The 24,902-nt window shown below is 56.7% G+C and carries 26 protein-coding genes and 1 tRNA gene; all 27 read left to right on the forward strand.

Annotation, left to right across the window (positions count from 1 at the left end; translation table 11 throughout):
- Positions 1 to 8: 8 nt before the first annotated feature.
- Entirely contained in the window at positions 9 to 377 is a 369-nt protein-coding gene (secG, locus tag SCD_RS04660; RefSeq protein ID WP_009206274.1) for a preprotein translocase subunit SecG, read from the forward strand.
- A gap of 17 nt (positions 378 to 394) precedes the next feature.
- Positions 395 to 479, forward strand: a tRNA-Leu gene (locus tag SCD_RS04665).
- A gap of 132 nt (positions 480 to 611) precedes the next feature.
- Positions 612 to 968: an NADH-quinone oxidoreductase subunit A gene (locus SCD_RS04670; RefSeq protein ID WP_009206273.1), complete on the forward strand. Its 357-nt coding sequence runs from the start codon at positions 612 to 614 to the stop codon at positions 966 to 968.
- Positions 959 to 1,435 carry a NuoB/complex I 20 kDa subunit family protein gene (locus SCD_RS04675; RefSeq protein WP_009206272.1) on the forward strand — a complete coding sequence of 159 codons (477 nt, stop codon included), beginning with the start codon at positions 959 to 961 and terminating at the stop codon, positions 1,433 to 1,435. The genes SCD_RS04670 and SCD_RS04675 overlap by 10 nt, the downstream gene beginning before the upstream one ends.
- Before the next feature lie 6 nt (positions 1,436 to 1,441).
- Positions 1,442 to 2,029: an NADH-quinone oxidoreductase subunit C gene (locus SCD_RS04680; protein WP_009206271.1), complete on the forward strand. Its 588-nt coding sequence runs from the start codon at positions 1,442 to 1,444 to the stop codon at positions 2,027 to 2,029.
- A 110-nt stretch (positions 2,030 to 2,139) separates the two neighbouring features.
- Complete coding sequence (locus tag SCD_RS04685) at positions 2,140 to 3,399, forward strand: NADH-quinone oxidoreductase subunit D (RefSeq protein WP_009206270.1); 1,260 nt, start codon at positions 2,140 to 2,142, stop codon at positions 3,397 to 3,399.
- A complete protein-coding gene (nuoE, locus tag SCD_RS04690; protein ID WP_009206269.1) occupies positions 3,399 to 3,872 on the forward strand; it encodes an NADH-quinone oxidoreductase subunit NuoE in 474 nt (157 codons plus the stop codon). Before SCD_RS04685 ends, nuoE begins: the two co-directional genes overlap by 1 nt.
- Before the next feature lie 2 nt (positions 3,873 to 3,874).
- On the forward strand, positions 3,875 to 5,140 hold the full coding sequence (gene nuoF, locus SCD_RS04695; protein WP_009206268.1) for an NADH-quinone oxidoreductase subunit NuoF: 1,266 nt from the start codon (positions 3,875 to 3,877) through the stop codon (positions 5,138 to 5,140).
- 5 nt (positions 5,141 to 5,145) lie between these two features.
- Positions 5,146 to 7,437, forward strand: a complete 2,292-nt coding sequence (nuoG, locus tag SCD_RS04700) for an NADH-quinone oxidoreductase subunit NuoG (RefSeq protein WP_041673691.1) — start codon at positions 5,146 to 5,148, stop codon at positions 7,435 to 7,437.
- 18 nt (positions 7,438 to 7,455) lie between these two features.
- Complete coding sequence (nuoH, locus tag SCD_RS04705) at positions 7,456 to 8,478, forward strand: NADH-quinone oxidoreductase subunit NuoH (protein ID WP_009206266.1); 1,023 nt, start codon at positions 7,456 to 7,458, stop codon at positions 8,476 to 8,478.
- A 10-nt stretch (positions 8,479 to 8,488) separates the two neighbouring features.
- On the forward strand, positions 8,489 to 8,977 hold the full coding sequence (gene nuoI, locus SCD_RS04710; RefSeq protein ID WP_009206265.1) for an NADH-quinone oxidoreductase subunit NuoI: 489 nt from the start codon (positions 8,489 to 8,491) through the stop codon (positions 8,975 to 8,977).
- 108 nt (positions 8,978 to 9,085) lie between these two features.
- Positions 9,086 to 9,688, forward strand: coding sequence for an NADH-quinone oxidoreductase subunit J (locus SCD_RS04715; RefSeq protein ID WP_009206264.1), 603 nt, complete (start codon positions 9,086 to 9,088; stop codon positions 9,686 to 9,688).
- A gap of 1 nt (position 9,689) precedes the next feature.
- Entirely contained in the window at positions 9,690 to 9,995 is a 306-nt protein-coding gene (nuoK, locus tag SCD_RS04720) for an NADH-quinone oxidoreductase subunit NuoK (RefSeq protein WP_009206263.1), read from the forward strand.
- Positions 9,996 to 10,067: 72 nt separating this feature from the next.
- A complete protein-coding gene (gene nuoL / locus SCD_RS04725) occupies positions 10,068 to 12,044 on the forward strand; it encodes an NADH-quinone oxidoreductase subunit L (protein ID WP_009206262.1) in 1,977 nt (658 codons plus the stop codon).
- A gap of 8 nt (positions 12,045 to 12,052) precedes the next feature.
- Positions 12,053 to 13,534, forward strand: a complete 1,482-nt coding sequence (locus SCD_RS04730; RefSeq protein ID WP_009206261.1) for an NADH-quinone oxidoreductase subunit M — start codon at positions 12,053 to 12,055, stop codon at positions 13,532 to 13,534.
- Between the two features lie 15 nt (positions 13,535 to 13,549).
- Positions 13,550 to 14,998 carry an NADH-quinone oxidoreductase subunit NuoN gene (gene nuoN / locus SCD_RS04735; RefSeq protein WP_009206260.1) on the forward strand — a complete coding sequence of 483 codons (1,449 nt, stop codon included), beginning with the start codon at positions 13,550 to 13,552 and terminating at the stop codon, positions 14,996 to 14,998.
- A gap of 105 nt (positions 14,999 to 15,103) precedes the next feature.
- A complete protein-coding gene (locus SCD_RS04740) occupies positions 15,104 to 15,661 on the forward strand; it encodes an NUDIX domain-containing protein (protein ID WP_009206259.1) in 558 nt (185 codons plus the stop codon).
- Positions 15,662 to 15,702: 41 nt separating this feature from the next.
- Positions 15,703 to 17,850, forward strand: a complete 2,148-nt coding sequence (locus tag SCD_RS04745; RefSeq protein WP_051338772.1) for a DEAD/DEAH box helicase family protein — start codon at positions 15,703 to 15,705, stop codon at positions 17,848 to 17,850.
- On the forward strand, positions 17,847 to 18,140 hold the full coding sequence (locus SCD_RS04750) for a GIY-YIG nuclease family protein (RefSeq protein ID WP_009206257.1): 294 nt from the start codon (positions 17,847 to 17,849) through the stop codon (positions 18,138 to 18,140). Before SCD_RS04745 ends, SCD_RS04750 begins: the two co-directional genes overlap by 4 nt.
- 175 nt (positions 18,141 to 18,315) lie before the next feature.
- Positions 18,316 to 19,965, forward strand: a complete 1,650-nt coding sequence (locus tag SCD_RS04755; protein WP_009206256.1) for an HsdM family class I SAM-dependent methyltransferase — start codon at positions 18,316 to 18,318, stop codon at positions 19,963 to 19,965.
- Positions 19,965 to 21,113: a restriction endonuclease subunit S gene (locus tag SCD_RS15595; RefSeq protein ID WP_009206255.1), complete on the forward strand. Its 1,149-nt coding sequence runs from the start codon at positions 19,965 to 19,967 to the stop codon at positions 21,111 to 21,113. The genes SCD_RS04755 and SCD_RS15595 overlap by 1 nt, the downstream gene beginning before the upstream one ends.
- A complete protein-coding gene (locus SCD_RS04765) occupies positions 21,113 to 21,889 on the forward strand; it encodes a hypothetical protein (protein ID WP_009206254.1) in 777 nt (258 codons plus the stop codon). The genes SCD_RS15595 and SCD_RS04765 overlap by 1 nt, the downstream gene beginning before the upstream one ends.
- Positions 21,889 to 22,344, forward strand: coding sequence for a toll/interleukin-1 receptor domain-containing protein (locus tag SCD_RS04770; protein ID WP_009206253.1), 456 nt, complete (start codon positions 21,889 to 21,891; stop codon positions 22,342 to 22,344). Before SCD_RS04765 ends, SCD_RS04770 begins: the two co-directional genes overlap by 1 nt.
- 3 nt (positions 22,345 to 22,347) lie before the next feature.
- Entirely contained in the window at positions 22,348 to 22,896 is a 549-nt protein-coding gene (locus tag SCD_RS04775) for a TIR domain-containing protein (RefSeq protein ID WP_009206252.1), read from the forward strand.
- Positions 22,897 to 22,900: 4 nt separating this feature from the next.
- The gene (locus tag SCD_RS04780) at positions 22,901 to 23,422 is read left to right on the forward strand and encodes a hypothetical protein (RefSeq protein WP_009206251.1); all 522 of its coding nucleotides are present in this window, start codon (positions 22,901 to 22,903) and stop codon (positions 23,420 to 23,422) included.
- 94 nt (positions 23,423 to 23,516) lie between these two features.
- Entirely contained in the window at positions 23,517 to 24,503 is a 987-nt protein-coding gene (locus tag SCD_RS04785) for an ATP-binding protein (protein WP_021035785.1), read from the forward strand.
- A 56-nt stretch (positions 24,504 to 24,559) separates the two neighbouring features.
- The gene (locus SCD_RS04790; RefSeq protein ID WP_148290738.1) at positions 24,560 to 24,877 is read left to right on the forward strand and encodes an STAS-like domain-containing protein; all 318 of its coding nucleotides are present in this window, start codon (positions 24,560 to 24,562) and stop codon (positions 24,875 to 24,877) included.
- Positions 24,878 to 24,902 lie beyond the last annotated feature (25 nt).

Genomic DNA, 24,902 nt, shown 5'->3' on the forward strand with positions numbered 1-24,902 from the left:
GAGGTAACATGGAAACACTGGTTTGGGTTGTACATATCATTGCGGCGCTGGGTACCATCGGCTTGGTGCTGATGCAGCACGGCAAGGGTGCAGACATGGGGGCTGCGTTCGGTAGCGGCGCTTCCGGCAGCCTGTTCGGTTCCAGCGGCTCAGCCAATTTCCTTAGTCGCGCCACAGCGGTTTTTGCCACGATTTTCTTTTTGACCAGCCTGACTTTGACCTATTTTTCCAGTCACAGGAACAAGACGACTGGGCTGATGGAGTCGCATAGCGTGATGCAGCCTGCTGTTCCGGCTGATGCTGCCAAGCAAGTAGTGCCTGTTGTGCCGGCCCCGGCTGGTGTTGATGGGTCGAAGTCGGGAGAAATCCCTAAGTAACATCCCTGTTTTTGAATGCCGATGTGGTGAAATTGGTAGACACGCCGTCTTGAGGGGGCGGTGGCGCAAGCCGTAGCAGTTCGAGTCTGCTCATCGGCACCAGATTTTTAGTAAAATTAGCTCGCCTTTCTGTTGAAGAGGGCTATAATTAAATCAGTAAATAATAAATAACTAATAAATCAATTGGGCGTTTGCCATGATGGGCGCCCAGCCTGGTTCAGATAGTGAGGGCGCATGCTGGAAAATTATTTCCCGATTTTGCTATTTGTCTTGGTTGGCCTCGCGGTTGGGGTTCTCCCACAGGTAATGGGTTTTCTGCTCGCACCTCATCGCCCTGACGATAAAAAAAATTCTCCCTATGAATGCGGCTTCGAGGCCTTCGAAGATGCGCGCATGAAGTTTGATGTGCGCTATTACCTGGTTGCCATTCTGTTTATTCTGTTCGATCTGGAAATTGCTTTCCTCTTCCCTTGGGCTGTAGTGTTGCAGGAAATCGGCCTGTTCGGTTTCTTCGCCATGATGATTTTCCTTGCCATCCTGGTGGTTGGTTTCGCTTACGAGTGGAAGAAAGGAGCTCTGGAATGGGAATAGAAGGCGTCCTTGAGAAGGGGTTCGTCACCACTTCACTCGATACGGTATTCAACTGGGCCAGTACCGGTTCGATGTGGCCGATGACTTTCGGCCTGGCCTGCTGCGCTGTGGAGATGATGCAGGCTGGCGCTTCGCGCTATGACCTGGACCGTTTCGGCATCGTGTTTCGCCCCAGTCCGCGTCAGTCCGACGTGATGATCGTGGCCGGCACCCTGACCAACAAGATGGCCCCCGCATTGCGTAAGGTTTACGACCAGATGGCCGAGCCGCGCTGGGTGTTGTCGATGGGGTCCTGCGCCAACGGCGGTGGTTATTATCATTATTCCTACTCGGTGGTGCGCGGTTGCGACCGTATTGTGCCGGTGGATGTTTATGTACCCGGTTGCCCGCCTACGGCGGAAGCCCTGCTCTTTGGTCTGCTTCAGCTGCAGAAGAAGATCAGGCGCACTCATACCATTGCTCGCTAAACGTCGATGAAACTGGAAATCCTCAAACAAAATCTGCAAGGCGCGCTGGCCGACAAGGTGGTCAGATTCTCCGAGCATGCCAACCAGCTGGCGATAGAAATCAGTCCGGAATATTGGCTGGAAGTTGCGCGCATCTTGCGCGACCATCCCGAATTACATTTCGAACAGCTGACCGATCTGTGTGGCGTTGATTACAGTACCTATGGCGATGGCCGATGGAAGGGCCCACGTTTTTGCGCGGTCACTCACCTGCTTTCGGTCAAAAACAATTGCCGGTTGCGAGTCAAGGTGTTTGTAAGCGACGATGATTTTCCCGTGGTGGATTCAGTATCCGAGATCTGGCCGGGTGCCAACTGGTTCGAGCGCGAGGCCTTCGACCTGTTCGGTATTATTTTCACCGGGCACCCCGATCTTCGCCGCATCCTCAGCGATTACGGCTTCATCGGTCATCCCTTCCGCAAGGATTTCCCGCTTATCGGCAACGTCGAGATGCGCTACGACCCGGAGCAGCGCCGCGTGATCTACCAGCCAGTGAGTATCGATCCGCGCGAACTGACACCGCGCATCGTGCGCGAGGAGAACTACGGTGGCTGATATCCGCAACTACACGCTGAATTTTAGCTCCGGCCGGCCTGCGGCCTTAACGTCCGCTACGCTCACGTTAGCCTGCACTGAAATTAAGCGTTCCATTTCGGAGGTTCTGCATGGCTGACATCCGAAACTATACGCTGAATTTTGGCCCCCAACACCCGGCTGCGCACGGCGTGCTGCGCATGGTGCTGGAGCTGGATGGCGAGGTGGTGAAGCGCGCCGATCCACATATTGGTTTGCTGCATCGCGCCACCGAGAAACTCGCCGAACACAAGACTTTCCTCCAGGCGATGCCCTACATGGATCGCCTCGACTATGTGTCGATGATGTGCAACGAACATGCCTACGTGCTGGCGACCGAAAAACTGCTCGGCATCGAAGTGCCGATCCGCGCCCAATACATCCGCGTCATGTTCGACGAGATCACCCGCATTCTCAACCACCTGCTGTGGCTGGGTGCGCATGGTCTCGACATTGGCGCGATGACGATATTCCTCTACACCTTCCGCGAACGCGAAGACCTGATGGACGTCTACGAGGCAGCCTCCGGCGCGCGCCTGCACGCTGCCTACTACCGCCCGGGTGGTGTGTACCGCGACCTGCCTGACAGCATGCCGCTGTATGAAACGGCGAAGATGAAGGTCCACAACGCGAAGCAGGTGGAGGTCATGAATGCCAACCGCCACGGCTCAATGCTGGATTTTATCGAAGATTTCACCAATCGTTTCCCCGGTTGCGTCGACGAGTACGAAACCCTGCTCACCGACAATCGCATCTGGAAGCAGCGTACCGTCGGTATCGGCGTGATTACGCCTGAGCGCGCATTGGCGCTGGGACTGACTGGCCCGATGCTGCGCGGATCAGGATTGGCGTGGGACTTGCGCAAGAAGCAGCCCTACGAAGTTTATGACAAAGTGGATTTCGATATTCCGGTCGGCGTCAACGGCGACTGCTACGACCGCTACTTGGTGCGCATGGAAGAAATGCGTCAGTCCAACCGCATCATCAAGCAGTGTGTGGACTGGCTGCGTGTCAATCCCGGCCCGGTGATCACCGACAACCACAAGGTGGCGCCACCCTCGCGGGAAGGTATGAAGCAGAATATGGAAGAGCTGATCCACCACTTCAAGCTGTTCACCGAAGGCATGCATGTGCCTGAAGGCGAGTGCTATGCGGCAGTGGAACATCCCAAGGGCGAGTTCGGTATCTATATGGTTTCCGACGGCGCCAACAAGCCATATCGACTCAAGATCCGCGCTCCGGGCTTCTCGCACATGTCGGCGATGGACGAAATGGCGCGCGGCCATATGATTGCCGACGTGGTGGCGCTGATGGGCACGTTTGATATCGTATTCGGGGAGATAGACCGCTAATGTTATCGCCTGAATCGCTCAAGAAAATAGATCGCGAGATCGCCAAATATCCTGCCGGGCACAAACAGTCGGCAGTGATGGCGGCGTTGCGCATCGCTCAGGACGAGAAGGGCTGGCTCGCGCCGGAAACTATCGAATTCGTCGCCGTCTATCTGGGCATGCCGCCGATTGCGGCGCAGGAAGTGGCGACTTTCTACAACATGTACAATCTGCAACCGGTTGGCAAGTACAAGATCACGGTCTGCACCAATCTGCCGTGCACCCTGATGGGCGCAGAATCGGCGGTCGAGCATCTGCAAAGGAAACTTGGTATCGGCTTCGGCGAAACCACGCCGGACGGCAAGTTCACCCTCAAGGAGGGCGAGTGCATGGGTGTCTGCGGCGATGGACCGGTGGCCACTGTCAACAATGTGCGGATGTGCGCCAGGCTCACGCCTGAAGAGGCCGACCGCATTCTGGCGGGGCTGGAGTAGCCATGAGCGATAAAGTGATATTTCACTCCATCCACCTGCCAGAATCCTGGAAGCTGGCGAATTATCTTGCTGTCGGCGGCTATGATGCGCTGAAGAAGGTGCTGGCTGAAAAAATGACGCCCGATGCGATCATCGAGCAGGTCAAGCTTTCGGCGCTGCGCGGTCGCGGCGGCGCAGGATTTCCTACCGGCCTGAAGTGGAGCTTCATGCCGAAGAACTACCCCGGCGACAAGTATCTCGTCTGCAACAGCGACGAGGGCGAGCCGGGCACTTTCAAGGATAGAGACATCCTGCGCCTCAACCCGCACGAGCTGATCGAGGGCATGATCATCGGCGGATACACGCTGGGTGCAAAGGCTGGCTACAATTATATTCACGGCGAAATCTGGGCGGAGTACGAGCGCTTTGAAGAGGCTCTTGACGAGGCGCGTGCTGCCGGACTGCTCGGCAAGAACATTCTTGGTAGCGGCTTCGATTTCGATATCCATGCCCACCAGGGCTATGGTGCCTATATCTGCGGTGAGGAAACCGCGCTGCTCGAATCGATCGAGGGCAAGAAAGGCCAGCCGCGCTTCAAGCCGCCGTTCCCGGCGAGTTTCGGCCTGTACGGCAAGCCGACCACGATCAACAACACCGAGACGCTGGCCTCGATTCCCTACATCATCAAGCATGGCGGCCAGAAATTCCTCGAACTCGGCAAGCCGAACAACGGCGGTACCAAGATTTTTTCCGTTTCCGGTCATGTTAACAACCCCGGTAACTTCGAGATTGGCATGGGAACGCCATTCAGCGAACTGCTCGAAATGGCGGGCGGGGTAAAGGATGGCCGCAAGCTGAAAGCGGTGATTCCGGGCGGTTCCTCGGTGCCGGTGCTGCCGGGCGAAATCATGATGGACCTGACCATGGACTATGACTCCATCGCCAAGGCCGGTTCCTATCTCGGCGCGGGTTCGGTGATCGTGATGGACGACACGGTGTGCATGGTGCGCGCACTGGAGCGGCTGTCTTACTTCTATTTTGAGGAATCCTGCGGCCAGTGTACGCCTTGCCGCGAGGGTACCGGCTGGCTGTACCGTGTTATCCACCGCATCGAGCACGGCCAGGGGCGGCTGGAAGATCTCGACCTGCTCGACTCGGTCGCCGGCAACATTATGGGCCGTACTATCTGCGCTCTGGGCGATGCCGCAGCAATGCCGGTGCAAGGCATGCTTAAGCATTTCCGCAACGAATTCGAGTACCACATCCAGCACAAGAAGTGCATGGTATGAATGACATGCTAAATATCGAAATAGACGGCAAGCAGCTAACAGTCGAACCGGGCAGCACCATCATGGATGTGGCCGATGCGGCGGGTATCTATATTCCGCGCTTCTGCTACCACAAGAAACTTTCCATCGCCGCCAACTGCCGGATGTGTCTGGTTCAAGTCGAGAAGGCGCCGAAGCCATTGCCTGCCTGCGCTACCCCGGTGACCGAGGGCATGAAGGTGATGACGCGCTCTGAAACTGCGATCAATGCGCAGAAGGCGGTGATGGAGTTCCTTCTGATTAACCATCCACTCGATTGCCCGATCTGCGACCAGGGCGGCGAGTGCGAATTGCAGGATCTGGCGGTGGGTTACGGTGCGAGCGCCTCGCGCTACGCCGAAGAAAAGCGCGTAGTGTTCAACAAGAACATCGGACCGCTGATCACTACCGACATGACGCGCTGCATCAACTGCACCCGTTGCGTACGCTTCGGCCAGGAAATCGGTGGGATGATGGAAATGGGCCAGATTGGCCGCGGCGAACACGCCGAAATTACCACCTTCATCGAGCGTTCGATCAATTCTGAACTGTCCGGCAATATCATCGACCTGTGCCCGGTCGGCGCGCTGACCAGCAAGCCGTTTAGATATAGTGCGCGGGCCTGGGAGTTGACCACGCGCCCCTCCGTCAGCCCCCACGATGGTCTGGGCGCCAATCTCAGCGTGCAGACCAAGAACAATCGCGTTTTCCGCGTGCTGCCACGCGACAATGAAGAGATCAACGAGTGCTGGTTGTCGGACAAAGAGCGCTTCGCTTACGAGGGCCTGAACGCCGAGGACCGGTTGCAGCGCCCGATGATCAAGCGCAATGGCGAGTGGCACGAATGCGACTGGCCTGAGGCGCTGGAATTCGTTGCCGCCGGCCTCAAGCGCATCCGCGATGAACAGGGCGAGGATCAGATCGCCGCGCTGGCATCGCCGCATGCCACCCTGGAAGAACTTTATCTGCTGCAGAAACTGCTGCGTGGCATTGGCAGCGGCAGCGTCGATTACCGCTTGCACCAGTCTGATTTTAGCGCCGATGCGGCAATGCAGGGCACACCCTGGCTGGGCATGAGCATTGCCGAGCTGGACCAGCTGAACAGCGCGCTGGTCGTTGGCAGTACCCTGCGCGCCGACCATCCGTTGCTGGCACATCGCCTGCGCCAGGCCGTCAAGCGCGGCGCCGAGCTGAATCTGATCAATCCGGTGGATGATGACCTGCTGTGCCGTGTCGCCAACAAGGCGATCGTCGCCCCTGATGCGATGGTATCCACGCTGGATCAGGTGCGTCGCGCACTGGCTGGCGAATCCGTTGATGCCACGGCTCAGGCAATTGCCGCCAGCCTCAAACAGGGCGAGCGCAAGGCGGTTTTGCTCGGCAATCTGGCGCAGCATCACCCGCGCTACGCCGAACTGCATGCCTTGGCGCAGCAGGTTGCCGAGCTGGCCGGCGCCAAATTCGGCTTCCTCGGCGAGGCGGCGAACAGTGTCGGTGCGCATCTGGCCGGTGCTGTACCCAGCGAGGGCGGCATGAACGCCGCGCAGATGCTCGACGATCCGCGCCGCGCTTACATTTTACTGGGTGTCGAAGCGGAGCTGGATACCTACAATCCGACCAAGACACTGGCTGCGCTGCAGGCAGCACAACTGGTTGTCGCCTTGAGCTCTTACAAGAACAAGGCGCTGGATTATGCACACGTGCTGTTGCCGGTGGCGCCGTTCACCGAAACCTCCGGTACCTTCGTCAACACCGAAGGCCGGGCGCAGAGTTTCAACGCCGTGGTCAAGCCGCTGGGTGAAACCCGTCCGGGATGGAAGGTGCTGCGCGTGTTGGGTAACCTGATGGAAGTGGCGGGATTTGATTACGACAGCTCCGAGCAGGTGCGCGCCGAAGTGCTGAATGGCGATATCACGCCAAAGTTGAACAATTCGCTGCATGCATTTGTTGCCAGGCCGGCGGGTGCGAAGGGTGTTTTGCAGCGCATCGGCGAAGTGCCGGCCTACCACGCCGACGCCATTGTGCGCCGTGCCCCCGCGTTGCAGAAAACTGCTGCAGCAGCGTTGCAGGGAGCCTGGATGAATGCAGAAACGCTAGCCAGCGTGGGCGTTGCCGAGGGTGCGGAGGTGAGCGTCAGTCAGGGAGCAGGCAGCATTGTTCTCACGGCGATGCGTGATGACCAGTTGCCAGTCGGCTGTGTGCGCGTGGCTGCCGGATGTCCGGCCACTGCCATGCTTGGCGGCATGCTGGACGAGATCGTGCTAGGGCGGGTGGGGTAGACCATGAACGGATTAATCATGACGCTTCAAGGATTCTTCGGCTTTGCCTGGCCGCTGGTATACAGCATGGCCAAGATCGTCGGCATCGTCGCACCGCTGATGCTTGGGTTGGCTTATCTGACCTACGCCGAGCGCAAGATCATTGGCTACATGCAGGTGCGCATCGGTCCCAATCGCGTCGGCCCCAAAGGTTGGCTGCAACCGATCGCGGATGGGCTGAAGCTGCTGATGAAGGAAATCGTGATTCCCGCCGGCGCCAACAAGAGAATATTCCTGCTCGCTCCGGTACTGGCCATCGGTCCGGCCCTAGCGGCTTGGGCGGCGGTGCCATTCTCACCGGAAATGGTGCTGGCGAATATCGATGCAAGCGTGCTCTACATCATGGCGATCACTTCGATGGGCGTGTACGGCATCGTGCTGGCGGGATGGGCATCCAATTCCAAGTATGCATTCCTTGGCGGGATGCGTGCCGCGGCGCAAATTGTTTCCTACGAAATCGCCATGGGCTTTGCACTGGTCGGCGTACTGATGGCGGCACAGAGTCTGAATCTGGGGGAGATCGTCAAGGCTCAGCAGGGCGGGGTATTGAATTGGTACTGGCTGCCGCTGTTTCCCCTGTTCATCGTTTACCTGATTTCCGGCCTGGCCGAGCTTAACCGCGCGCCGTTCGACGTGGTCGAGGGTGAATCCGAAATTATCGGTTTCCACGTCGAGTATTCCGGCATGGCCTTCGCCATCTTCTTCCTGGCTGAATATGCCAACATGATCCTGGTCGCGACTCTGACCTCGCTGATGTTCCTCGGCGGCTGGAATCCGTTGTTCGATTTTGCGCCATTTAACTGGATTCCGGGCTTCTTCTGGTTGCTGGCCAAGGTGTTGTTTGTGCTGTTCCTGTTCCTCTGGTTCCGCGCCACCTTTCCACGCTACCGTTACGACCAGATCATGCGTCTGGGCTGGAAGGTGTTTATCCCGGTGACCCTGGTGTGGATCGTGGTGGTTGGCGCCGCTATGCAGACCCCTTTCGGCTACCTGTTCCATTGAGGCGAAAAGTGTGAACAAGATCAAAAGCTTTCTTTCGACTTTCCTGCTCATCGAACTGCTCAAGGGCATGGCGGTGACCGGGCGTCACATGTTCTCGCGCAAGATCACGGTGCAGTTCCCCGAGGAGCGCACGCCGATGTCGCCGCGTTTTCGTGGCCTGCATGCTCAGCGCCGCTATCCCAATGGTGAGGAACGCTGCATCGCCTGCAAACTGTGCGAGGCGGTTTGCCCGGCGCTGGCGATCACCATCGAATCGGAGCAGCGTGATGACGGTACCCGGCGCACTACGCGCTATGACATCGATCTGACCAAGTGCATTTTTTGCGGTTTCTGTGAAGAAGCCTGCCCAGTGGATGCGATCGTCGAGACCCGGATATTCGATTACCACGGCGAAAAGCGCGGCGATCTTTACTACACCAAGGACATGCTGCTGGCCGTAGGCGACAAATACGAAGCACAAATCGCCCAGGACAGGGCGGCAGATGCTAAATACCGGTGAGGGGATAGGGGTGAGGGGTGAGGAGATTTGTGTCACGGTGAATCGCTGCAGCCACGCGGTTATGCCTCACCCCTCACACCTCACGTCTCACGAATAAGGGCATATGTAATGACGTTCGAAACATTGGTTTTTTACTTCCTCGCAAGCATCCTGCTTTTCGCAGGGTTGCGTGTCGTGACCGCGCGCCATCCGGTGCATGCGGCTCTGTTCCTGGTGCTGTCGTTCTTTACCGCGGCCGGACTGTGGCTGTTGCTGGAAGCCGAGTTCCTGGCGATCACCCTGGTGCTGGTCTATATCGGCGCGGTGATGGTGCTGTTCCTGTTCGTGGTGATGATGCTCAACCTGAACATCGAGAAAATGCGTCAGGGCTTCTGGGACAACCTGCCGCTGGCCGCTTTCATCGGTATTATGATGGCGATCGAAATGACGCTGGTGCTGACAGTAGTCGGCCGTAGCGTCGTCACCAATCCGGAGTCGCATGCCGCAGGCTACAGCAACACCAAGGAACTGGGTCGCCTGCTCTATACCGACTACGTCTACCCGTTTGAACTCGCTGCGGTGATCCTGCTGGTGGCGATCGTTGCCGCAATCGCAATCACGTTGCGTCGACGCCCCGGCACCAAGCATCAGGATCCAGCATGGCAGGTAAGCGTCAAGCGCGAAGATCGAGTGCGCCTGATCTCGATGCCGGCAGAGAAGAAAGGGGAATAAAGTGCTGACATTGACCCATTTTATGATCCTCGGGGCGCTGCTATTTGCGATCAGCGTGGTAGGCATATTTCTCAACCGCAAGAACCTGATCGTCCTGCTGATGGCTATCGAACTGATGCTGCTGGCGGTGAATATGAACTTCGTTGCTTTTTCTCATTATTTGCACGACTCCGCCGGACAGGTTTTCGTGTTCTTCATACTCACCGTTGCTGCGGCCGAATCGGCCATCGGCTTGGCGATACTGGTAGCGCTGTTCCGCAACCTGAACACCGTTAATGTGGCCGAGCTGGATCATTTAAAAGGATAAAAGTCCTGAGTGCTGAGTGTCCTGAGTCCCAGGTACTCTCAGCACTCAGCACTGGGACTCAGGACTGCTTTTATGACTGAAATGCAAAAACTCTATCTGCTAGTACCGCTGGCGCCGCTGGCCGGGGCTGTGATCGCCGGTCTGTTTGGCTGGCTGATCGGGCGTGCGGCTTCGCATTGGGTGACCATCCTCAGTGTGGCGATCTCTTTTGTCGCTTCGGTCGTGATCTTCCAGGACGTGCTTGCCGGCCACACCTTCAATGGCAGCGTCTACACCTGGCTTACTACGGGCGATACCCGTTTCGAGGTGGGCTTTCTGATTGATCGCCTCACGACCGTGATGATGCTGGTGGTGACTTTCGTTTCTTTGATGGTGCACATCTACACCATTGGCTACATGCATGACGATCCCGGCTATCAGCGCTTCTTCAGTTACATTTCGCTGTTCACCTTCTCGATGCTGATGCTGGTGATGGCTAACAATTTCGTCCAGCTGTTCTTCGGCTGGGAGGCGGTGGGTCTGGTGTCCTACCTGCTGATCGGATTCTGGTATACCCGCCCGACAGCGATCTATGCCAACCTGAAAGCATTCCTGGTCAACCGTGTCGGCGACTTCGGCTTCCTGCTCGGCATTGGTCTGGTACTGGCGCATTTTGGTACGCTGCAATATGACGCGGTGTTCGCTCGTGCGCCAGAAATGATGAATGCCACCATAGAACTGATCCCCGGCAGCCCCTGGATGCTGATGACGGTGATTTGCATCCTGCTGTTCATCGGTGCAATGGGCAAGTCGGCCCAGTTCCCGCTGCATGTCTGGCTGCCTGACTCGATGGAAGGCCCGACTCCGATCTCGGCCTTGATCCATGCAGCAACCATGGTGACTGCCGGCATCTTCATGGTGGCGCGGATGTCGCCGCTGTTCGAACTGTCCGACACCGCTTTGTCGGTGGTCATGGTCGTCGGTGCGATCACCGCCCTGTTCATGGGCTTCCTCGGCGTGATCCAGAATGATATCAAGCGTGTGGTGGCATATTCCACCCTGTCCCAGCTTGGCTACATGACGGTGGCGCTGGGCGCTTCCGCCTATTCGGTGGCGATCTTCCACCTGATGACCCATGCCTTCTTCAAGGCGCTGCTGTTCCTTGCTGCCGGTTCGGTAATCATGGGCATGCACCATGACCAGGATATCCGCAACATGGGCGGCCTGCGCAAGTACATGCCGATCACCTGGATTACTGCGCTGATCGGCTCTCTGGCGCTGATCGGCACGCCGTTCCTATCCGGCTTCTATTCCAAGGACAGTATTATCGAGGCGGTAGGGCTGTCGCATCTGCCGGGTTCCGGCTTTGCTTATTTCGCCGTAGTGGCGGGGGTGTTCGTCACCGCCTTCTATTCCTTCCGCATGTATTTCCTGGTGTTCCACGGCAAGGAGCGTTTTCAATCCCACGCTGCCCACGGCGATCACGGACACGGCGGCAAGCCGCACGAGTCTCCCTGGGTGGTGACCTTGCCGTTGATCATGCTGGCGATCCCTTCGGCGGTGATCGGCTTCATCACCATCCAGCCGATGCTGTTCGGGGATTATTTCCAGGACTCGATTTTTATCTCTGGTAACCATCCGGCAATGGAAGAGTTGATGCATGAATTCCATGGTGCATTTGGCATGGCCATACATGCGCTGACTTCCTTGCCGTTCTGGCTGGCACTCAGCGGTGCGGGAACGGCATGGTTCTTCTATATGAAGAGGCCGGATATCCCCGAGGCGATCAAACAGCGCTTCAGCCTGATTTACACAGTGCTGGAACACAAATACGGTTTCGACGAGTTCAATGACTGGTTCTTCGCCGGCGGCGCGAGACTGATCGGACGCAGCCTGTGGAAAGGCGGCGATGTCGCAGTGATCGACGGATTCTTCGTCAACGGCACGGCGCGTATGATCGGCTGGTTTTCCACCCTCACCCGTCGACTCCAGTCGGGCTACATTTACCACTACACATTCGCCATGATCATCGGCGTGTTCGTGTTGATGACGCTGTTTGTGAAGGGATAAGAATAAGCATGTTTGCAGGCCTGTCATTGTTGAGTCTGGTTATCTGGGTGCCGATCGCGGCCGGCGTTGCCGTGCTCGCCACCGGCGGCGACCGCAACGCCGGGCTTGCCCGTGTTCTGGCGCTGATCGGTGCTCTTGCCGGCTTCGCGCTGAGCCTGCCGCTGTATGCCCAGTTCGACACCCTGCAGGCAGGCATGCAGTTCGTCGAAATCAGTCCCTGGATCGAGACCTTCAAGGTCACCTACCATCTTGGCGTGGATGGCATCTCCGTATTGTTCATCCTGCTCACCACCTTCACCACTGTGCTGGTGGTGATCGCCGGCTGGAAAGTGATCGAAAAACGTGTGGCGCAGTACATGGCAGCCTTTCTCTTCATGTCCGGCCTGATGAACGGTGTATTCGCAGCGCTTGATGCGGTGCTGTTTTACGTGTTCTGGGAGGCGATGCTGATTCCGATGTTCCTGATCATTGGAATCTGGGGTGGGCCGAATCGGGTTTACGCAGCGGTCAAGTTCTTCCTGTATACCTTGCTCGGCTCACTGCTGATGCTGGTGGCGTTCATCTACCTGTACACCAAGGGCGGCACCTTCGAAATCCTGGATTTCCACCGCCTGCCGCTTACCCTGACCGAGCAGATTTTGATCTTCTTCGCTTTCTTCATGGCGTTCGCGGTCAAGGTGCCGATGTGGCCGGTGCACACCTGGCTGCCTGATGCTCACGTTGAAGCGCCGACTGGCGGTTCGGTGGTACTGGCGGCGATCATGCTGAAGATGGGTGCCTACGGTTTCCTACGCCTCTCCTTGCCGATCGTACCGGATGCGAGCCATGCCCTGTCCGGCTTCATGATTACCCTGTCGCTGATCGCCGTGGTCTACATCGGTCTTGTGGCGCTGGCGCAAACGGACATGAAGAAACTGATCGCCTATTCTTCGATTTCGCACATGGGCTTCGTTACTCTCGGCTTCTTCATCTTCAACGCCTACGGTGTGGAAGGCGCGCTGGTACAGATGATTTCCCACGGCTTCATCTCCGCCGCGATGTTCCTTAGCGTGGGTGTGCTCTACGACCGAATGCACAGCCGCATGATTGCCGACTACGGCGGCGTGGCGAACAGAATGCCGATCTTCGCCGCTTTTTTCGTGTTGTTCGCAATGGCCAATTCGGGCCTGCCGGGGACCAGTGGCTTCGTTGGTGAATTCATGGTGATCATGGGCGCGGTCAAGGCCAACTTCTGGTACGCCTTCCTCGCCGCCGCTACACTGATTTTCGGTGCCGCCTACACGCTGTGGATGGTGAAGCGGGTGGTGTTCGGCGCTGTCGCCAACGACCATGTCGAGCATCTCAAGGATGTCACGCCGCGAGAGTTCCTGGTGCTGGGTCTGCTGGCCGTTGCGGTGCTCGGCATGGGGTTGTACCCGCTGCCGTTTACCGAGGTGATGCACCATTCGGTGAACAACCTGCTGTCGCATGTGGCGCAAAGCAAGCTTTAAGAGAGATTCAACAAGATGATATTCGCCATGCCCAACCTGACGCCTGCACTGCCGGAAATCTTCGTGCTGATCATGGCATCGCTGATCCTGTTGGTGGACCTGTTTCTGTCAAGCAAGAATCGTTTCGTCAGCTATGCCCTGACCCAGTTCACGCTGCTCGGTGCCGCCTGGATAACCGTGAGCACTAGCGGTTCGGATGTGGTTCATACTTTCAATGGTATGTTCGTCGACGACGTCATGTCCGACGTGCTGAAGATGATGACCTACCTTGCCGTGGCGGCGATGCTGGTCTATTCACGCAGTTATATCCAGCTGCGCAACCTCTTCAGTGGTGAGTTTTTCGTGCTGGTGCTGTTCGCCATGCTCGGCATGATGGTGATGATTTCGGCCAGTCACTTCCTGACCCTGTATCTTGGTCTGGAACTGTTGTCACTGTGCCTGTATTCGCTGGTGGCCCTGCAGCGCGACTCGGCGCAGGCGACCGAGGCGGCGATGAAGTATTTCGTGCTGGGCGCACTGGCTTCAGGTCTGCTTCTCTACGGTATGTCTATGGTTTACGGTGCAACCGGCAGCCTGGAGCTGAGCAAGGTGGCCGCTGCCGTCCAGCAAAGCGCCGGCAGCAGGACGATGCTGGTGTTCGGTCTGGTATTCATCGTCGCCGGGCTGGCCTTCAAGCTGGGTGCAGTGCCTTTTCACATGTGGGTGCCCGACGTCTATCAGGGCGCACCTACCGCGGTGACGCTGTTCATCGGCTCGGCACCAAAGATCGCTGCCTTTGCCTTCGTCATGCGCCTCCTGATCGAAGGCCTGCAGGGAATGGCAAGTGACTGGCAGGGCATGCTGATCATCATGGCTGTGCTGTCGATGGCGATCGGCAACATCACCGCCATCGCTCAGACCAATATCAAGCGCATGCTGGCCTATTCCACCATCTCCCATATGGGATTCCTGCTGCTCGGTATCCTTTCCGGCAGCCTGAACGGCTATAGCAGTTCCATGTTTTACGTGCTGTCCTACGTGCTGATGAGTCTGGGTACTTTCGGCATGATACTGCTGCTGTCGCGCAAGGGCTTTGAGGCAGAAAATCTCGATGACTTCAAGGGTTTGAATCAGCGCAGCCCATGGTATGCCTTCATGATGTTGCTGTTGATGTTCTCCATGGCCGGCGTGCCCCCGACAGTCGGCTTCTACGCCAAACTGTCGGTGCTCCAGGCGGCATTGCAGGCCGGCTTCGTCTGGGTTGTCGTGTTCGCCGTCCTGATGTCGGTGATTGGTGCTTTCTACTACCTGCGCATCGTCAAGCTGATGTATTTCGATGCGCCTGAAGATCAGTCGCCAATTACTGCGCAACCTGACGCCAGCGTGCTCATGAGCATGAACGGAATGGCCGTGCTGGCGCTGGGCATCCTGCCACAGCCCTTGATGGCGTTGTGCGCCTATAGCATCCAGCATTCCTTGCTGTGATTAGAACCTTCTACATCCTGTAGGCCGGATGGTGGCCGTTGGGCCACCATCCGTGAAAACTCCCTGTTCGTTTTGTGCTTCATCTAGCCTGGATAGAGAAATGCTATGGATTCCCCTGATTTAACTGAAACTCAATTGTCCACGAGTAACGTCTATGATGGCCGCCTGTTGCATGTAAGGGAGGACCAGGTGGTGCTACCCAACGGCAACACCACCACGCGCGAGTACATCGTCCATCCCGGTGCGGTGGTGGTGGTTCCGCTGCTGGACAACGGCGATGTGCTGATGGTGCGGCAGTTCCGCTATCCGGTGGGCCGCGAGTTTCATGAATTGCCAGCCGGCAAGATCGATGCCGGTGAGGACGTGCTTGTCTGCGGCCAGCGCGAACTGATGGAGGAAACCGGCTACGCCGCGCAAGACTGGAAGTTTCTCACTACGATCCATCCCTGCATCGGTTATTCGGATGAAAGGATACTCATCTATCTGGCGCAGGGATTGAGCGAGCACGGCCACCGGCGTGACGAGGACGAGTTCCTGGAGAACGTTCAGTTGCCTCTGGCCACGGCTATGGAATGGGTGCGTGGCGGGCGCATCAGCGATGTGAAGACCATCATCGGCCTGTTCTGGGCAGAGAAAATTGTCGAAAATAGGTGGGTGTCATAGAATGTGGGTTGCCGATGCGGATAAACCGGGCTGCGCCCATCATGACAAAAACCAACGAAGCCTACTCTCGCGTCGCCATCGACGCCCAGCTTGCAGGCCAAGGCTGGAATACCCAAGACCAGAACAGCGTCCGCTATGAAGTGTTCGTCGAGGATGGCACGCGCGCCGACTATGTGCTGTGCGACCGTCATGGTCGTTCGATGGCGGTCATCGAGGCGAAGCGTTTCTCGGTAAGCCCCGGCGATGCCGCCGAACAGGCCAAGGGCTACGCTCGCCAGCTCGGCGTGCCCTACATCTTCCTCACCAACGGCGACGAAGTGCGGTTCTGGGAATGGGAGCGCGAAGCCTTTTCCCATCCGGTCAAGACTTTCTTCAAGCAGGACGACCTCGAACGCCGTTTTGCTACCCGCCTGCTACGTCGTGACCCGCTTACCGTCAACATAGACACCCGCATCGTCGAGCGCGATTACCAGATTGAGTGCATCGACATCCTCTGCCGCGAGATCGAACAGGGGCGACGTAAACTCCTGGTCGAAATGGCGACCGGAACCGGAAAAACGCGCACCGCCGCCGCCTTCATCAAGCGGCTTTTCGAGGCCAACGCCATCACTCGTGTGTTATTTCTGGTGGATCGCATACCACTCGCCAAACAGACCGAGGACGCCTTCGCCGAGCATCTGCCCGACTATCCCGCCTACGTGCTGCGCGCCGGGCGGCGATTCCAGGACGAGAAGCAAATCACCATCACCACGCTGCAATCCATGGTGAACATCTACGCCGATTACTCGCCGGGCTACTTCGATCTGGTTATCAGCGACGAGTGCCACCGCAGCATCTACGGCCAATGGAAGAAAGTGCTGCTGCACTTCGACGGCGTGCAGGTCGGCCTCACCGCCACGCCGTGCGTGGCCGATGGCGACTTGGGCGATGAGGAAGACACGCTTTTCGTGCGCGACACCCTGCGCTTTTTCGAGGTCGAGAAGCCCACCTTCTCCTACAAGTTAAAAGACGCGATCCGCGAAGGCTACCTCGCCCCGTATCAGATTTACAAGGCCCAGACCGTCAAGACTGCTGCCGAGGGCGGCTTCGAGGTTAAGCGCGACGAGTTGGACTGGCCAACCATGGATACCGACACCCGCGTCGAATTCGAAAAACTCTTTCAGGGCATCGACTCCTTGGTGGTCGATCCTTCCGCACTGGAACGCCGTTTCACCATTCCAGAACGCAACCGCGCCATCGTGCGTGAATTCCGCCAAGTGCTGGATAACGGCTTCATCGACAGCAAGGGCGTGCAACGGAAACCCCTGTTCGGCAAAACCATCGTTTTCGCCGTCAACAAACGCCACGCCGAGACACTGGCCCAACTCTTCGATGCCCAGTTTGCCGACCTGAAACCCTCACCCGAGATCCGCTATGCGGATTATGTAGTCTCCGGCATGGGCAGTGACGACACCCTCGACGGCATGAGTAAGATACGCCGCTTCAAGAAAGAGCCGTTCCCCAAGATTCTCGTGTCGGTGAACATGCTGGATACCGGCTTCGACTGCCCCGAAGTAGTCAGCCTGATTTTCGCCCGCTTCACCCGCTCGACCATCCTCTACCAGCAGATGCGCGGGCGTGGCACGCGCAAGGCAACAGGTAAACCCGTCTTCACCATGTTCGACTTCACTGGCGTGTGCGACTATCACGGCGACGATGACCCGATGGCTGAGGGTGGCGTGATTGTTGCCAAAACACCATCCAAGAAGAAATACGAACCGCGCCGCCTGCTGGCACTGGACATCGACGACCATATCGACCCGACAACGCGCGAATGGATCAGCATTGATGAAAACGGCAACATGGTTTTCCCCGAGGCGTCCGAGATCAAGGCCACCGAACTGGGCACCAGCTTCGAGGCATGGCTGCTGGCACGGGAGGATATCAACCCCGGCGAGGAAAGTTGGCTGCGGATGATAGGCAGCCAGTTGCGGGCCAACGCCGGAAGCATGGACGAGTTCAGCACCGGCCACTTCGCTTTCCATCCGTTTTCTCAGTTAGGCGGTTATCCGCAGGCAGTGCGTGTCTTCGGTGGCGAAGAACGCCTCGAAGTCCTGATCGACAGCCTGAACGCCGCCGTTTTCGGCCTTGACAAATCGGCGTCACAGGATACTTCCAGCCGTGATGACAGACGCGGGTTGATGCAATGACATTCTGGGTTTACATCCTTCGCTGCGCTGACGGTTCTTACTACACAGGGCACACCGATAACCTCGAAAAACGCATGGGTGAACATCAAACCGGCACATGCGGTGGATACACAGCCGAACGTTTGCCGGTTGAGCTTGCGTGGTCTCAGGAATGCGCTACCCGTGAAGAAGCCTTGGCCGCAGAATTGCAGATCAAAGGTTGGAGCCGGAAAAAGAAGGAAGCCATGATGCAGGGCGATTGGGGGAAGGTATCCCAGTTGGCGAAAAAAGATTTCACGAAGAAGAAGTAGGGGATGGTTCGATACGCGCGCGGTGCGCGCTACTCACCATGAACGGCTGTAACCATGCGCAATGCGTGCTACTTACCACGACTGGCTAACCTTTCCACCTCCGTTCGTCCCGAGTAGCCCGCAAAGCGGGCGTATCGAGGGACATGATGAACAACCCAAGAAAGGAAAAACATTTATGCCCCTGACCCCCGACATGCGGCGGTCTATCGACCAGATACGCGACTACCTCTTCGGCGGCGGCTATCCCGACCCGGTGAGCAACGCCGAACAACTCTCGTTTCTGTTCTTCTTCTACCTGATCGAGGGTATCGACACCGAGAATAAACTCAAAGCCAAGGTGCTGAAACTGCCCTATGAGAGCCTGTTCGCGGGCGACTGGAAACTGCGTAATCCGCTCAACGCCACCGTTCGCCCTGAGCGTAGCGAAGCGGAGTCGAAGGGCGGCGACACCATTCCGCGCGACCGTTTCCGCTGGTCGATATGGGCCAAGGGGTTATCGGGTGAATCGCTGGTGCGTTTTGTGCGCGACGAGGTGTTCGCTTTCGTTACTGAACTGGGCGAGCGGGGTGCCCACAATTTTATGAGCGGCGCACGGCTTTCCATCGACGAGCCAACCGTGTTGACTCAGGTTATTAATCTGGTCGATGGTCTGCGGCTCGACCAGTCGGATGCCGACACCAAGGGCGACCTGTTCGAGCATGTGCTGCGGCAGATCAAGCAGGCAGGTGAATTGGGCCAGTTCCGCACGCCACGCCACATCATCCGCACCATCGTCGAAATCATCGACCCGAAGGTGGGCGAAACTATCTACGACCCGGCAGCGGGCACGGCAGGCTTTCTGGTGGCAGCCTACAATCACATCCGTCTTGGCAACTCCTCATCCGGTGCGATTCATGAGGCCGAACTCGACGGCAAGATGCAGAAGCGCGGTCTGGGTGACAAACTCTCGGCGGCACAGGTTTCCGCCCTGCAAACCGCCACCTTCTTCGGCAACGATGTTGACCCGAAAATGGTGCGGCTCGCCACCATGAACCTGACCCTGCGCGGACTGGCGAATGTTCGCATCCTGCTGCGCAATGTGCTGACCACCACGTTGGACAACGAACGCAAGGCCGAGTTGGGCCTGCCCGCCGAGGGCTTCCATGTCGTGCTCGCCAATCCGCCATTTGCCGGACGGGTGGATAAGGATAGAGTCGTCGAGGAAGTGAAGGTCGGCACCAGCACGGCCACCGAGTTACTGTTTCTGAAATACATGATGGACAGCCTGCGGACTGGCGGACGCTGTGGCGTGATCGTGCCCGAGGGCGTGCTGTTCGGCTCCACCACTGCGCATAAGGAATTGCGGCGGCAACTGATCGAAAATAACCGGGTCGAGGCGGTGCTATCTCTGCCTGGTGGCGTGTTCCAGCCCTACGCTGGTGTGAAGACTTCGGTGTTGTTCTTCCGCAAAGGTGGCAGCACTGAGAAAGTGCAGTTCCTCCACGCCGACAACGACGGCTACAAACTGGACGCCAACCACGACACGCCCATCGAGGCCGACGACCTCCCCGCCCTGACAGAAGCGTACCAAGTGTGTGAACAGAACTGGGTGAAATGGCAGGCCCGCGACAGCGACGCGGAGTGGACGGACAAATACTGGTTTGCCGATGCGGCAACGCTGCGGGCCAACGACTTCAATCTTTCCGCTGGGCGCTATCGGCCCATGTCCCAAGCCGCCGTCGAGCACCGCGACCCGCGCGAGTTGCTGGACGAACTGGCAGCGATTGAGGCGGAGATTGTGGAGGAAGTGGAGGCGTTGCGGGTGGTATTGGCGGAGGGGGCTTAATGACGATGATGGCTCTGGGTCAAACAGCCCGATTCATCAACGGCGCAGCCTTCAAGCCGACTGACTGGGGCAATGAGGGTTTACCAATCATCCGCATCCAGAACCTGACCGGGACAGGCGAAAAGTTTAATTTCACAACACGGCAGGTCAAGGCAGAGTTGATCGTGGAACCAGGAGACCTCTTGGTTTCGTGGAGTGCGACACTGGATGTCTACCGTTGGGCAGGCCCACGCGGACTGCTAAACCAGCACATTTTTAAGGTTCTCCCAAAATCCGAAATTGATCCCGACTACCTGTTCTTTGCCTTGAAAAGTGCCTTGGCCGAACTGTCATCAAAGACACATGGCTCTACGATGAAGCATGTCGTCAGAGGCGATTTCGAATCAACTCAGATTCGGGTTCCCCCCCTCGAGGAACAACGCCGCATCGTCGATATTCTCTCCCGTGCCGAGGGCATTGTGCGGCTGCGGTGCGAGGCACAGAAAAAAACCACCGAGCTGATACCGGGAATTTTTCTCGATATGTTCGGCGACCCGGCGACGAATCCGAAGGGGTGGCCTCGTGCTTTGCTTGGGAAATTACTGAATTCCATAGACAGCGGCCAAAGTCCAAAATGTCATAGCAGGCAAAAACTGTCTAACGAATGGGGGGTGTTGCGACTTAGCGCGATCTCACCTTGCGACTATGATGAGGCAAAACATAAGGCATTGCCGACAGAGATTTCGCCTGATTTATCGGTGGAAGTGCAGGCGGGTGAAGTTTTGCTGAGTCGAAAAAATACCTACGAGTTGGTTGGCGCTTCCGCATACGTTTGGAAGACTGAGGGAAAAATTTTGCTTCCCGACCTTATTTTTCGACTTAGCATTGGCGACCACGAACGATTGCATCCTATCTATCTATGGAAACTACTGACAATCCCATCAAAACGGGAACTACTTCGCACCCTCGCTAGTGGTTCAGCAGGATCGATGCCAAACATATCGAAGCAACGATTGCGAACACTTGAAATTGAGGTTCCACCTCTTGGGTTACAAGCCCGCTTTGCGGAATCTGTCGAGCAAATCCGCTCAATCCAATCTCAACAATCCGCCGCCACAGAAAAGGCCGAAGCCACTTTCGACGCTCTGATGACACAGGTTTTTTCCTGATGACGGCCAGCCCGATCATCACGCCATATCTTCCAGGAAACCTCCAAGGTCTTCATGGGGAAGAAGAGCGCATCCGAACGGAATCGTCGCTCTGCATCAACGCAAGTGCATCGCTGAAAGACCATGTGGAGATGATGCATTCCTGCCTCGACATGCTCCACGCCGCACACGTCAATGCACCAAAAAAACTGTCAGACGACGAGCAGGTTATCTACGGTCTCGGCATCCGCCTTTTCAACTCCGGATCATGTTTTTTGAAATTGCTGCTTAGTGGCTATTATCAAGGAGCCGTTTCCTTCCTGCGCGATGTTGTTGAGGTTGGCTTCTTGCTCGATTATTTTGATTATAGCCCCCAGAGTATTGCGGCGTGGCGCAATGGCGAGGTCGATGAGTTCAAGCCCTACAAAATTCGGGGCGTTCTCGACAAGCGAGACGGTTTCGAGGAAAAAGGGCGAGGCGAAAGATATAAGTTCCTATCGACCTACGGCACACACGCGACTTTCAAAGGCTTTGAACTGGTCGTAACCGAAAAGGGTCTCACGATCGGGCCATTCATGAGCGAGAAACTGCTGACGGGAATCCTGAATGATGGTGCTTTGCACTTCTCCCATCCGGTGCTGGTTTGTCTGATACATCACAAGGGCCTTTCGCTCAATCAAATGAAAAACAGCGTTGGATTTCTCGATGCAATCAATACGTGGTTCGGGAAATACAGAGACCCGGAAATTGCCGCCATCGGCCTTAAACAGATTGATGAGTTAAGGAAATTTTTCTAATGCCGGATGTTTTTATTTCCCACGCAAAGGCAGACCTCCCGTTCGCGGAGTTCCTGCACCGCCATATGTCACAGGAAGGGTTGAGCGTGTATCTTGCCTCAATGTCGATACAGCCGGGTGAGCAGTGGATGCCTGCAATTATGGATAATCTGCGAGCGTCAACCTGGGTGTTGTGCCTTGCCAGCCGTGCCGCGAGCGAGTCAAAGTGGGTCATGCAGGAGATGGGAGTAGCTATTGGTGCTAACAAGAAACTGGTGCCCATTGTATGGGATCAGCCGCCCGAGTCGTTACCGGGCTGGATGCGCCAATATCAGGCAGTCAATCTTGGCGGTGTGAGCCAGCAGGAAGCCAAGGCTGCCATAGGACGAATTGCCGAGACCATCAAGGCGGAGAAGCAAAAGGGGCTGTTCATTCTGGGCCTGTTGGTCGCCGGTATTGCCTTGTTTGGGAAGTAAAACATGGCTGACTACTTCGGTAACTCCAACATGAACGGCCTGCTGGCTGCAATGATGCAGCCGGTGCGACGAAAAATATTTGTCAGTTATCACCATGGCAATGACCAAGCCTATTACGATGGGTTTTCGCGCTTCTTCCATGACCAATATGAGGCAGTGTTCGACAACTCGCTTGATCGTGGAATTGACAGCGATAATGCTCAATATGTTATGCAACGCATCCGGGATAAACACATTACGGGCACATCCTGCACGGTCGTGCTGATTGGAGCCCAGACGCACCAACGGAAGTATGTGGATTGGGAGATCAAGGCAACGCTGGATAAGCAGCACGGCTTAGTCGGCATCGTGTTGCCAAATCACCAGAAAACCAACGACGGCAAGATCGTTGTGCCTGAACGATTTCATTGCAATGTTTGCACCCGCTATGCGTCATTTGAGCATTGGGACAATCTGACCGCGCAGCGACTAACCCAGATGGTCAACGCTGCCACGAACTTGTCGAAAGCGCTGATCGACAATCCATTTGATATTAAGCAACGCAACGGGTGATGCGATGATTCTGGAAAGAGGTTCGTTCGAGTTGGATTTGAAACTGATCAAGTTGAAGGCTGAATTGTCAGACCTCGACCGTCAGTGTGCGTGGGAGTTGTATACAGAACTTTCTACACGGCGGGCGATCACTGGCCGCCTGAGTGACCCGAAATGCAAGGACTTCACTGGCGAAATCTATGTCGAGAGTCTGGACTCACTATATCGGTTTTTTCAGGAAGCACGGGCAATCATGCGGAAGTTTCCCGTTGGTCGGCTCAGTGCAAATCAACAGAATCATCTTGGAGCATTGATCTTCCGAATGATGCAGGATGTGTTGCGACCTTTTCTCGAAAAATGGCATGGACAATACCGCCACTGGTGGGAGAACGATAGCGATAAAGCTCTACCGCCGTTTCAGCGGCAGGTGGCGTTTCCAAATCATGATGAATTTCTTCAGGACTGGACTAATCTCCGATGGATGGTGCGCCATGTCCAGAAAAAACTCGTTCAAGTCTATAAGCTGGTAGATATCACGAAGAAATAGCCTGATGGAACAGCACAGACCCCAACACACCATGCAGAAGGCCAAGGCCGCCACCGACACGCTGCGGGCACAGGTTTTCGCTGGAAATTATTAAATGCCCGAACCTGTTTGCCTCCCCGCTTATCTGTCGGCACGCTCCGCAAGCGAGTCAATCGCTGCCTGTGGCGGCCTCATTTCTGCTATTGGGGATGCCAACGTAGATGCCCGCCGCTTGCGTTTCGCCGACCCTTTCGGCTTGGCCTTGCTGGGTGCGACTTTCCACATGGTTCGGCAACAAGGCCGAGCTGTCCGTGTTTGCGGGCTCAGTGCGGAAATGAGCGGTTATCTTGAACGCATGGATGTCTTCGAGGGTGTGGAGTTGGTTGATTGCGTGCCACGGCAAAATCAACGGCAGAATCGGGGCGATGCCCTGGTAGAGCTGACAAGGCTCGATTCCCAGCGTGGTGTGGATGATGCCGCCTTCCGTTTGGCACATGCCGTGGTCGGCCATATTCCCGGCATCGATCCCAACGAGCCTCCGGACGAGATGTCAGGTTTTACGGCATTTGATCGGCTGGTCGAGCCGATCCAGTATGCGCTGAGCGAGTTGCTGGAAAACGCCATGACGCACGCCAGGAGGCATGGTTACGCGAATGCCTGTGTTTGGGTGGCATGCCAGTATTATCCGAAAAACGACATGATCCGGCTGGGGGTGGTAGACAATGGCTGCGGTTTGCTGGCCACGCTGCGCTGCCATCCAGAACTCCGGCACGAGCGCCATCTTGATGCCATCCTGACGGCTCTCAAGCCGCGCATCAGTTGCAACCGCGATCTGCGTTTGAACAGCGATTCCGTCAATCAGGGGGTGGGATTGACGACGACTTGCCGAATCGCCGAACATGCAGGCGGCCACTTGGTCATCGTGAGCGGAAATGCGATTCACGACACATCGGGGAGAAGCGGACTGCTGGCAGACGGAGCCACCTGGCAGGGAGTGGCGATAGCCATTGAGTGTCGACGTGATCTCTTGCCGACCATCCGTTTCCGTGAACTATTGCCACCTCTGGATGCCCAACTGGCTGTCCGGCTGAGGTTCGAGTAGAGCCCATATCCATTTTTGGATAATTCTGTTAGATTGCACTTTCAATGGCCTATGCTATGAATACCATGCGTTCCAATATTTCCTTGAATCAATACGCTCGCGGCCACCTGGTCGGCGCGCGCGCCACCGCCTCTCCATTGCGGGAAGAGGTGGAGATCGCGTTGGCACAAGGATTCGAGGTGGCTTTTGATTTCTCAGGTGTTGAGGCGACCCAGTCCTTCATCGATGAACTGGTCGGGGTGCTGATTCTTCGCCATGGCCCCGATATCCTTGGCCGCTTGATTTTCAAGTCCTGCTCGGAAGATGTGCAGGCAATCATTGAGTTCGTCGCAACCGACCGCTGCGACCAATACATCAAATCTCATTCTCACTGATCAACCTCGCCCGCTTTCGTGCCTG

Source organism: Sulfuricella denitrificans skB26, assembly GCF_000297055.2.
Classification (GTDB): domain Bacteria; phylum Pseudomonadota; class Gammaproteobacteria; order Burkholderiales; family Sulfuricellaceae; genus Sulfuricella; species Sulfuricella denitrificans.